This is a genomic window from Thiorhodococcus minor, from assembly GCF_010820565.1.
GTDB lineage: Bacteria > Pseudomonadota > Gammaproteobacteria > Chromatiales > Chromatiaceae > Thiorhodococcus > Thiorhodococcus minor.
On sequence record NZ_JAAIJQ010000252.1, the window covers coordinates 1 to 1,378 of the forward strand.

Annotated in this window: 2 protein-coding genes and 1 pseudogene; all 3 read left to right on the plus strand. The window is 66.0% G+C overall.

Features of this window, described 5'->3' with window-relative positions:
* Positions 1 to 150 precede the first annotated feature (150 nt).
* Positions 151 to 327 (plus strand): annotated as a pseudogene (locus G3446_RS29390) (DUF5372 family protein); the annotation flags it as partial.
* A 106-nt stretch (positions 328 to 433) separates the two neighbouring features.
* A complete protein-coding gene (locus tag G3446_RS26720) occupies positions 434 to 607 on the plus strand; it encodes a hypothetical protein (RefSeq protein ID WP_164456682.1) in 174 nt (57 codons plus the stop codon).
* The coding region (locus G3446_RS26725) for a recombinase family protein (protein ID WP_164456683.1) at positions 600 to 1,378 on the plus strand (779 nt) is incomplete at its 3' end. The genes G3446_RS26720 and G3446_RS26725, both read left to right, overlap by 8 nt.

The following is a 1,378-nucleotide window of genomic DNA, read 5'->3' on the forward strand; positions in this document are numbered from 1 at the left end:
TCCCGCGTTCCATGTAGCCTGCCTTGAGCCAAGCCCGCAATTTTCCCTGATGCGTGGGGAGGTGTCCGACCATCCACTCATGATCCAGATGGTCGAACAACAACACGACACAATACCCACCACCAAGACCTTAACGGCTATCCCGAGCGGGTGACCATCAGGCGTCCCCGCCATCCCTTCGACGGGCAATCGCTCGCGATCTTCAGCACCAGCACTCACCAAGGCACCCTCCAGCTCGTCCTCGTGCTCCCGGACGGCACGCGCTTGCGTGTTCCCGCCGCCTGGACGGATCTCTACGGCCCGCCGGCGCCGCGTCCGGCGATCCTTGCCTCGGTGGCGCAGTTGCTTCAGGCACGCGCCGTTGTTAATGCACTCCTTCGCCGCGCACAGGCCGCCTCGGCGCCCGCGCCAACCTCACCGAAGGAGCCCACCGATGCCCGAGCAATTGACGTTTCTGCAGCCACCACCGCCCGCCGGGGCCGTACCGGCCTGGGAGACCCTCCAAACCGAGCAGCAACAAGAGATACGGACGCTGCTTGCACGCCTGATGCGCCAGCTCGTCACGGCCCAGCGCGCCCCGCGGCAAGAGGCGCATCCCGATGACTGATCTCAGCAAGATCACGTCTTCACAGCTGTCACGCTTGGCGATCGTCTACGTGCGCCAGTCGACCAATGCCCAAGTGGAGTGCAATCGCGAGTCCACTGAGCGCCAGTATCAGCTACGGACCTTCGCCGCGCAGCTCGGCTGGCCGGCGGCGGCGATCCGGGTCATCGACCAGGATCTCGGCCTCTCCGGCTCCGGCTTGAGCACGCGCTCGGGGTTCGCCGAGCTCGCCGCCGAGGTCGCCCTCGGGCATGTGGGGATCGTGCTGGCCCTGGAGGTGTCGCGCCTGGCGCGCAACAACGCCGATTGGTACCGGCTGCTGGATCTCTGCGGCACCACGGATACGCTGATCGGCGATGCCGATGGACTCTACCATCCGGGGCTGTTCAACGATCGGCTCGTGCTCGGCCTCAAGGGCACCATGTCGGAGGCGGAGCTGCATGTCTTGCGCGCGCGCCTCAACGGTGGCATCCGCCATAAGGCCGCACGCGGGGAGCTGCGCCGTGGTTTGCCCATCGGACTGGTGTGGGGCGAGGCCGACGGCGAGGTGCGCTTTCACCCCGACGCGGCCGTCACGGACGCCATTCGAGCCGTGTTCGAGCGCTTCGCCGAGATGGGCTCGGCACGGCGCGTGTGGCTGTGGTTTCGTAGCGAGGCGTTGCCCTTTCCTACGCAGATCCCTGGCGGCGCCGAGATTCAATGGGTCACGCCCAGTTACACGAAAATCCATCAAGTGCTGACCAATCCCGTCTATGCTGGCGCCTATGTCTACGG

What these genes read in the sequence shown, in the direction of transcription:
- G3446_RS26720 (WP_164456682.1), top strand. Translation starts at nt 434, where the DNA reads ATGCCCGAGCAATTGACGTTTCTGCAGCCACCACCGCCCGCCGGGGCC.